General features: G+C 64.8%; 6 protein-coding genes. All 6 read left to right on the top strand.

Annotated features, from left to right (window positions below):
• Positions 1 to 148: 148 nt before the first annotated feature.
• The 6 genes from ACEN88_RS17740 (at position 149) to ACEN88_RS17715 (ending at position 8,908) form a co-directional block, all read left to right on the top strand.
• The gene (locus ACEN88_RS17740; RefSeq protein ID WP_413341618.1) at positions 149 to 1,807 is read left to right on the top strand and encodes a flagellinolysin; all 1,659 of its coding nucleotides are present in this window, start codon (positions 149 to 151) and stop codon (positions 1,805 to 1,807) included.
• A 114-nt stretch (positions 1,808 to 1,921) separates the two neighbouring features.
• Positions 1,922 to 4,537 (top strand): alanine--tRNA ligase, encoded by a 2,616-nt coding sequence (gene alaS / locus ACEN88_RS17735; RefSeq protein ID WP_413341616.1) that lies wholly within the window; start codon positions 1,922 to 1,924, stop codon positions 4,535 to 4,537.
• 323 nt (positions 4,538 to 4,860) lie between these two features.
• A complete protein-coding gene (locus ACEN88_RS17730; protein ID WP_036238555.1) occupies positions 4,861 to 5,088 on the top strand; it encodes a sulfurtransferase TusA family protein in 228 nt (75 codons plus the stop codon).
• Positions 5,089 to 5,289: 201 nt separating this feature from the next.
• Positions 5,290 to 6,039 (top strand): electron transfer flavoprotein subunit beta/FixA family protein, encoded by a 750-nt coding sequence (locus ACEN88_RS17725; protein WP_056129015.1) that lies wholly within the window; start codon positions 5,290 to 5,292, stop codon positions 6,037 to 6,039.
• 13 nt (positions 6,040 to 6,052) lie between these two features.
• Positions 6,053 to 6,985 carry an electron transfer flavoprotein subunit alpha/FixB family protein gene (locus ACEN88_RS17720; RefSeq protein WP_413341614.1) on the top strand — a complete coding sequence of 311 codons (933 nt, stop codon included), beginning with the start codon at positions 6,053 to 6,055 and terminating at the stop codon, positions 6,983 to 6,985.
• 132 nt (positions 6,986 to 7,117) lie between these two features.
• Positions 7,118 to 8,908 (top strand): acyl-CoA dehydrogenase, encoded by a 1,791-nt coding sequence (locus tag ACEN88_RS17715; protein ID WP_413341612.1) that lies wholly within the window; start codon positions 7,118 to 7,120, stop codon positions 8,906 to 8,908.
• Positions 8,909 to 9,192: the final 284 nt, after the last annotated feature.

Below are 9,192 nucleotides of genomic sequence, written 5' to 3'. Positions count from 1 at the left end.
GGCGCGCGAACTGTTCGGCTGGGGCGTGGACGGGTTGTGCACGGACCGGATCGACCTCATCCCGCCTGATTTTTCCTAGAACCAAAATTTTCCCTCAAGAATTGTAACGTCTTGTCGTTAATGACATTCGGCTCCCGGTCACGGCCTTATGTCACTTTCGATCAATAATCAATCGTTGTCCCTGAACGCCCAGCGCAAGCTGGCGGAGCACACGAACGAGGTGACGCGCCTCGTCGCGCGCCTGAGCTCGGGCACCGGCATCGCGAGCGCCGCGGACGATCCGGCCGGCCAGGCCATCACGGGCCGCATGAGGTCGCAGCTGACCGGGATGCGCCAGGCCTCGCGCGGCATCAACGACGCGACGTCGATGCTGCAGGTGGCGGACAGCGCGCTGTCGAACATTAACGACAGCCTGCAGCGCCTGCGCGAATTGGCGGTGGCGTCCGGCAACGGCTCGTACACGGACAGCGACCGCAACACGTTGCAGGCGGAAGCGGACCAGATCCTGTCCCAGATCACCCAGGTGGGCAATGGCGCCTCGTTCAATGGCCAGGCGATCTTTTCGCCGGCGTCCGAGAGCGGTAGCGAGGACAAGAAGAAGCGTGCCGTGCTCGACAGCCTCAAGGCCGGCTGGCTGAGCGCCGCCGAAGACATGGTCCAGCAGTATTACGGCCTGCAGGGCGATGGCTCGACCCTGAAGATCAACCTCGACACGACGGACGGCAAGAGTGGCGTGCTTGCGTCCGTCACGGGCGCGTCGGGGCTCGGCAACGACGTCACGCTGAACATCGATATGGCCGATTTCAGCGACATCAGCACGCCGGACGGCGGCACCGGACCGATGTACGACGACCGCGTCATTGCGCACGAGATGGTGCACGCGATCATGCTGCACTCGACCGGCATGAATCTTCCCCAGTGGTTCATCGAGGGCACGGCCGAGCTGATCCATGGCGCCGACGAACGCGTGGCCGGTGCGCTGGCGGGCGGGCAGACGGCGCAGGGCATCGTCGACACGATCACGGGCGGCGGCTTCAGCTACGAAGGCGGCTACGTCGCCTCGCGCTACCTGCATGAGCGGCTGAAATCGATGGGCGTTGATGGCGGCATGAAGGGCCTGATGACTTACCTGAACGGGCACCAGGGGACCGACCTCGACACGGCGCTGAAGGCCGTCACGGGCGGGCAGTACCAGGGCACCGGCGACTTCATGACGGAATTCGCCGCCAATGGCGCCGGCTTCATCGGGGGCATGAACCTGGCGAATGCGGACACGGGCGCGATCGGCGGCCTCGACGCGGACGGCGGGCCGACACGCGACGCGCGGGGCGTCGTGCCGGAATCCGGCTTCGGCACGGCCGCCCGGCCGCTGCGCAACTTCAAGGTCGAGTATCCGGACATCGGCGGCGGGGGTGTGGGCAGGCACCGGATGCAGATCCAGGTCGGAGCGTCCGCCGGCGACCTGGTCGACATGGAGTTCGCGGCCGTGAACGCCAGCGCGCTGGGCCTCGCTGACCTGGACATGCGCAACCCGGCGGTGGCGCTGCTGCACATCGATGACGCTCTCGCGTCCGTCAACGAGCAGCGCGTGCAGGTGGGCGCCTACAGCAACCGCATGGACGCCGCGGCCAGCAACAACCAGACGATGTCGATGAACCTGGAGGCGGCGAAGAGCCGCATCGAGGACGTCGACTATGCCGGGGCCGCGGTCCGGCTGACGCGCGCCCAGATCCTGCAGCAGGCGGCATCCGCCATGCTGAGCCAGGCCAATGGCGAGCCGAGGGCGGTGCTGGCATTGTTGCGCTGACGTGCGCTGTTGTCGTTTCTGCAACGGCAAATTGCACAAGTACAGTTAACTGCCGATACCACGCTATAATCGATTTTCTTTATATAGCAAGCTGCCTGAATCCGCCCCTACGACATGAAATCCACCGAAATACGCGAAAAGTTTCTCAAGTTCTTTGAGTCCAAAGGCCACACGATCGTCCGCTCCAGCCCGCTCGTGCCGGGTAACGACCCGACGATGTTGTTGACCAACAGCGGCATGGTGCAGTTCAAGGACGTGTTCCTGGGCCTGGATACGCGTCCGTACAAGCGCGCCACCACCGTACAGCGCTGCGTGCGCGCCGGCGGCAAGCACAACGACCTGGAAAACGTCGGCTACACCGCGCGCCACCACACGTTCTTCGAAATGCTGGGCAATTTCAGCTTCGGCGACTATTTCAAGCGCGACGCCATCCACTTTGCCTGGGAGCTGCTGACCAAGGTCTATAACCTGCCGGCGGAAAAGCTGACCATCACCGTCTACTTCGAAGACGACGAAGCCTACGGCATCTGGGCCAATGAAATCGGTGTCCCGACGGAGCGCATCATCCGCATCGGCGACAACAAGGGCGCGCGCTACGCATCGGACAACTTCTGGCAGATGGCCGACACCGGCCCGTGCGGTCCGTGCACGGAAATCTTCTACGACCACGGCGCCGAGATCTGGGGCGGTCCTCCGGGCTCGCCGGAAGAAGACGGCGACCGCTTCATCGAGATCTGGAACCTCGTGTTCATGCAGTTCAACCGCGACGAAGCCGGCGTGCTGACCCCGCTGCCGAAGCCGTCGATCGACACCGGCATGGGCCTGGAGCGCCTGGCCGCCGTGCTGCAGCACGTGCACTCGAACTACGAGATCGACCTGTTCCAGAACCTGATCAAGGCTGCCGCCCGCGAAACCGGCGCGACCGACCTCGCGAACAACTCGCTGAAGGTCATCGCCGACCACATCCGCGCCGCCAGCTTCATGATCGTCGACGGCATCATCCCGAGCAGCGAAGGCCACGGCTACGTCCTGCGCCGCATCATCCGCCGCGCGCTGCGTCATGGCCACAAGCTGGGCCAGACCAAGCCGTTCTTCTACAAGCTCGTGGAAGACCTCGACATCGAGATGGGCGCCGCCTACCCGGAACTGCACGACGCGAAAGAGCGCGTGATGCAGACCCTGAAGGCCGAGGAAGAGCGCTTCGGCGAGACCCTCGAGCACGGCATGAAGATCCTGGAAGCGCAGCTCGCGAAGGATCCGCAGAACCTCGACGGTGCCACGGCGTTCACCCTGTACGACACCTACGGCTTCCCGCTGGACCTGACCGCGGACATCTGCCGCGAGCGCGGCATCAAGCTGGACGAGGAAGGCTTCGCTGCCGCCATGGAGCAGCAGAAGAAGACCGCCCGCGCCGCCGGCAAGTTCAAGATGGCCGCCAACGTGGAGTATTCGGGCGAGAAGACGACCTTCGTCGGCTACGACGCCCTCGTGCACAACAGCCGCGTGCTCGCGCTGTACTCGGGCGGCGCACCGGTCCAGGAACTGAAAGCGGGCCAGGACGGCATCGTCGTGCTGGACACGACCCCGTTCTACGCCGAGTCCGGCGGCCAGGTGGGTGACAAGGGCCTGCTGAAGGCGCAGGGTGGCGTGTTCGAAGTGGAAGACACGCTGAAGATCCAGGCGGAAGTGTTCGGCCACCACGGCGTGCTGCAGTCCGGCTCGCTGAAGGTCGGCGACATGGTCGACGCGCAAGTCGATGAAGTGAAGCGCGCCCGCACGATCCGCAACCACTCGGCGACGCACCTGATGCACAAGGCGCTGCGCGAAGTGCTGGGCGGCCACGTGCAGCAGAAGGGCTCGCTGGTCGATCCGGACAAGACCCGCTTCGACTTCAGCCACAACGCGCCGCTGACGGCCGAGCAGATCGCCCAGGTGGAAACCATCGTGAATCGCGAAATTCTCGAGAATCACGCGACCCAGGCCCAGCACATGTCGATGGACGATGCGATCAAGCATGGCGCCATGGCCCTGTTCGGCGAGAAATACGGCGACACCGTGCGCGTGCTGGACATCGGCTCGTCGAAGGAACTGTGCGGCGGCGTGCACGTCACCCGCACGGGCGACATCGGCCTGTTCAAGATCGTGTCCGAATCGGGTGTGGCCGCCGGCATCCGCCGCGTGGAAGCCGTGACGGGCGAGGGCGCTCTGGCCCTGGTGCAATCGATCAACCGCAAGCTGAACGAAGCAGCCGGCGCGCTGAAGACGAGCCCGGATGAACTGCCGTCGCGCATCGCCCAGGTGCAGGACCAGGTCAAGTCGCTGGAGAAGGAAATCGCCGCGCTGAAGTCGAAGCTGGCTGCCGGCCAGGGCGACGAACTGGTGACGAAGGCCATCGACGTGAACGGCATCAAGGTGCTGGCCGCCACGATGGAAGGCGCCGACGTTGGGAGTCTCCGCGAGACGATGGACAAGCTGAAGGACAAGCTTGGAACGGCGGCCATCGTGCTGGCGTCGGTGCTGGAGGGCAAGGTCAGTCTGATCGCCGGCGTCACCTCCGACGCTACGTCCAAGGTCAAGGCGGGCGATCTCGTCAACTTCGTCGCCAAGCAGGTGGGCGGCAAGGGCGGCGGCCGTCCGGACATGGCCCAGGCCGGCGGTACGGATCCCGCGGCGCTGCCGCAGGCGCTGGCGGGCGTCGCCGGCTGGGTCGGCGAGCGCGTCTCCGCATAACCGTAATCGCGCGTTGTAACCGCGCCGCCGCAATATGCATGTTGTGGCGGCGCGTACGCTGTAAATCGAATGGGATTTGAGCTGAATCAACTCTTGTTTCGATGTGTAAGTGGACGGCACAGCCGTCGGCCCCGCATCCCTCTCATCCGGTCATCTCCGCCTCATCTCTATCTGCCTGTCAAGTAATTGCCGTTGTTACAACGCAACACGGATACCAAATTTTGGTGCGGCGCGTCATAATGGGCTAATTGGAGTACTATCGGGTCCATGCCCTACCAACTAGCAGGCAATCGATGAGCGAAACCATAATCGACACCGGCACCATCGAGGTCCAGAAGGACCTGGATGCGCGTGGCTTGAATTGCCCGCTGCCGATCCTTAAGGCCAAGAAGGCCCTCGCGGAACTGGCCAGTGGCGAGGTGCTGCGCATCGTCGCCACCGACACCGGTTCGGTACGCGACTTCCAGGCGTTCGCCAAGCAGACGGGCAACGCCCTGCTGGCGCACACGCACATCAACGGCGAATTCACGTTCTGGCTGCGCCGGAAATAACGACAGCCTTTTCCTGAAGCCCGGCACACCGGGCATTCCATCCGCACCCGCAAGGAAACCCGCTAACGCACAATCAAGTACGATTAGGGTATTTCCTCTAACCGAAAAACGCACGATCGTGCTTTAATTCTGACCTGAACGGAATTTGCTCTTATAATTCGGATCATTTTTAGTCTTTCACCCATTTTTCAAAGGCACACTATGAAAGTCCTGGTACCCGTCAAACGCGTGGTCGACTACAACGTCAAGGTCCGCGTCAAGTCCGACGGCAGCGGCGTCGATATCGCCAACGTCAAGATGTCGATGAACCCGTTCGACGAGATCGCGGTGGAAGAAGCCACGCGCCTGAAGGAAGCCGGCAAGGTCACCGAGATCGTGGCCGTGACCTGCGGCGTGGCCCAGGCGCAGGAAACCCTGCGTACCGCGATGGCGATCGGCGCCGACCGCGGCGTGCTGGTCGAGACCGGTGCCGAGATCGAGCCGCTGGGCGTCGCCAAGGTACTGAAGGCGCTGGCCGTCGAAGAGCAGCCCCAACTGATCATCCTGGGCAAGCAGGCGATCGACGACGATTCGAACCAGACCGGCCAGATGCTGGCTGCGCTGCTGGGCTGGCCGCAGGCGACGTTCGCGTCGAAGGTCGTGCTGGAAGACGGCAAGGTCACCGTGACCCGCGAAGTGGACGGCGGCCTGGAAACCGTGGCCCTGAGCCTGCCGGCCATCGTCACCACCGACCTGCGCCTGAACGAGCCGCGCTATGTCACGCTGCCGAACATCATGAAGGCCAAGAAAAAGCCGCTGACGACCGTCAAGCCGGAAGACCTGGGCGTCGACGTCACGCCGCGCCTGAAGACCGTCAAGGTCGCCGAACCGGCCAAGCGTTCGGCCGGCGTCAAGGTGCCCGATGTGGCGACCCTGGTTGCGAAGCTGCGCACCGAAGCTAAAGTCATCTAATTAAGGAATAACCATGGTCGCACTCGTCATTGCTGAACACGACAACGCCCACCTGAAGGCTGTCACCCTGAACACCGTCACCGCGGCCGCGCAATGCGGCGGCGACGTCCACATCCTCGTCGCCGGTAGCGGCTGCGGCGCCGTCGCGGAAGCCGCCGCCAAGGTCGCGGGCGTGGCGAAAGTGCTGGTCGCCGACGCGCCGCAATTCGCCGACGGCCTCGCCGAGAACGTCGCCGAGCAGATCCTGGCCGTGGCTGGCGCTTACTCGCACATCCTGGCCCCGGCTTCTGCCTTCGGCAAGAACGTGCTGCCGCGCGTCGCTGCCAAGCTGGACGTCGCCCAGATCTCGGAAATCACCAAGGTCGACTCGCCCGACACGTTCGAGCGTCCGATTTACGCCGGTAACGCCATCGCCACCGTGCAGTCGACGGACAACGTGAAAGTCATCACCGTGCGCGGCACCGGCTTCGACGCCGCCGCAGCGGAAGGTGGTTCGGCCGCGGTCGAAACCGTCGCCGCCGTCGCGGACTCGGGCAAATCGTCGTTCGTCGGCCGTGAGCTGGCCAAGTCGGACCGTCCGGAACTGACCGGCGCCAAGGTCGTCGTCTCCGGCGGCCGCGGCATGGGCTCGGGCGACAACTTCAAGATCCTGGAGCCGCTGGCCGACAAGCTGGGCGCCGCGATGGGCGCATCGCGTGCCGCCGTCGACGCGGGCTATGTGCCGAACGACTGGCAGGTGGGCCAGACCGGCAAGATCGTCGCCCCGCAGCTGTACATCGCCGTCGGTATCTCGGGCGCGATCCAGCACCTCGCCGGCATGAAGGATTCGAAGACCATCGTCGCTATCAACAAGGATCCGGAAGCGCCGATCTTCTCGGTGGCCGACTACGGCATCGTCGGCGACCTGTTCGAGGTCGTGCCGGCGCTGGTCAAGGAACTGGGCTAAACCGTCGTTCCCGCGCAGGCGGGAACCCATGCTGAATCAAACGTAGTCACTGCGGCGTGTATTTTGTATGGGTTCCCGCCTTTTTTGCGCCCGACGATTGACGTTTACGTAAAGAGAAACTAGGAGACTGCGGTGACCTACAACGCCCCCCTGAAGGACATGCTGTTCGTCGTGAACGAACTGGCCAACCTGTCCGAGATCAACCAACTGCCCGGCTGCGAAGACGCGACGCCCGACACCGTCGAAGCCGTGCTGGAAGAGAACGCGAAGTTCTGCGGCGAAGTCGTCGCCCCGCTGAATCATTCCGGCGACAAGGAGCCGAGCTACTGGCACGACGGCCAGGTCACGACGTCGAAGGGTTTCAAGGAAGCGTTCCGCGGCTTCGCGGATGCCGGCTGGCAGGGCGTGCAGCACCCGGCCGAATTCGGCGGCCAGGGCCTGCCCAAACTCGTCGCCACGCCGTGCATCGAGATGCTCAACAGCGCGAACATCGCGTTCGCCCTCGTCGGCCTGCTGACGGACGGCGCCATCGAAGCGCTGCTGACCGCCGGTACTGCCGAGCAGAAGACGCGCTTCATCGAACCGCTCATCAGCGGCAAGTGGACCGGCACGATGAACCTGACGGAGCCGCAGGCCGGTTCCGACCTCGCCGCCGTGCGCACGCGCGCCGTGCCGCAGGGCGACGGCACTTATAAAATCTTCGGTACCAAGATCTTCATCACCTACGGCGAGCACGACATGGCCGAGAACATCATCCACCTCGTGCTGGCGCGCACGCCGGACGCGCCCCCGGGCGTGAAGGGGATCTCGCTGTTCATCGTGCCGAAGTTCATGGTCAATGATGACGGTTCGCTGGGCGAGCGCAACGACGTGCACTGCGTGTCGATCGAGCACAAGCTGGGCATCAAGGCGAGCCCGACCGCGGTGCTGCAGTTCGGCGACCATGGCGGCGCGATCGGCACGCTCGTCGGCGAAGAGAACCGCGGCCTCGAATACATGTTCATCATGATGAACGCGGCCCGCTTCGGCGTCGGCATGCAGGGTATCGGCCTGGCCGAGCGCGCGTACCAGCAGGCCGTCGCGTTCGCGAAGGAGCGCGTGCAGTCGCGCGCCGTCGAAGGTTCCGCCGGCCCCGTCGCCATCATCCACCACCCGGACGTGCGCCGCATGCTGATGTCGATGCGCGCGCAGACGGAAGCGGCGCGCGCGCTGGCGTACGTCGGCGCGGGCCTCTCGGACCTCGCGCACAGCCATCCGGACGAAGCGACCCGCAAGGCCAACCTGGCCGTGTACGAATACCTCGTCCCCGTGATCAAGGGCTGGTCGACGGAGATGAGCGAGAACGTCGCCCGCGACGGCGTGCAGGTGCATGGCGGCATGGGCTTCATCGAGGAGACGGGCGCCGCGCAGCATTACCGCGACGCCAAGATCCTCACGATCTATGAAGGCACGACCGCGATCCAGGCCAATGACCTCGTGGGACGCAAGACCGTGCGCGACGGCGGCGCCGTGGCCAAGTCCATCCTGGCGCAGGTCCGTGCGACCGAGGCGCAGCTGGGCGATGCGCAGGACGCGGACTTGGCGGCAATCCGCGCGCAGCTGGCGGCCGGCAGCGCGGCGCTGGAAGCGGTCGTCGACTACGTCGTGGCGAACACGAAAGCCGACCCGCGTGCCGTGTTCGCGGGCAGCGTGCTGTATCTGAAGCTGGCCGGCGTCGTGCTGGGCGGCTGGCAGATGGCGCGTGCGGCCCTCGTGGCCCGCCAGAAGCTGGACGCAGGCGATGGCGACGCGGCGTTCTACCGCGCCAAGATCGCCACCGCGCGCTTCTTCGCGGACCACGTGCTGGCGCAGGCGGATGGACTGCGCCACGCGATCGTGGACGGTGCCGCCGGCGTGCTGGCGCTGGACGTCGAGCAGTTCTGACGGCTGGATGTGATCTCGAAGCGGCCCGCGGGCCGCTTTTTTCATGGGCCGCAACAGGCGATTTGTTGCGTACTGCCGACCGCTGCACTGCGTTTGATGCCCGTCATGCGTAACGGGTAAGTGGCGCTCCTAGAATCGATTCGTCGCATCCACAATCGAAGGAGCGCCCCATGAATCCCCTGAAGCCTGGCAAGGTATTACCGATCGCCGTCGTCTGCGCCGCATTGTGCGCGCTGGTGGCCTGCGGCGGCGGCGCCGCCGGCGGATCGTTCGCGGCCGTCGTG

Origin of the sequence: Massilia sp. CT11-108 (genome assembly GCF_047302915.1) — a bacterium.
GTDB classification, from domain to species: domain Bacteria; phylum Pseudomonadota; class Gammaproteobacteria; order Burkholderiales; family Burkholderiaceae_D; genus Telluria; species Telluria orientalis.
Note: the sequence above shows the minus strand (reverse complement) of the source record. Positions and strands in the feature narration are given on the sequence as shown.

Coding starts and splice junctions, on each gene's coding strand:
- alaS (WP_413341616.1), top strand. CDS start 1,922: ATGAAATCCACCGAAATACGCGAAAAGTTTCTCAAGTTCTTTGAGTCC.
- ACEN88_RS17740 (WP_413341618.1), top strand. CDS start 149: ATGTCACTTTCGATCAATAATCAATCGTTGTCCCTGAACGCCCAGCGC.
- ACEN88_RS17725 (WP_056129015.1), top strand. CDS start 5,290: ATGAAAGTCCTGGTACCCGTCAAACGCGTGGTCGACTACAACGTCAAG.
- ACEN88_RS17720 (WP_413341614.1), top strand. CDS start 6,053: ATGGTCGCACTCGTCATTGCTGAACACGACAACGCCCACCTGAAGGCT.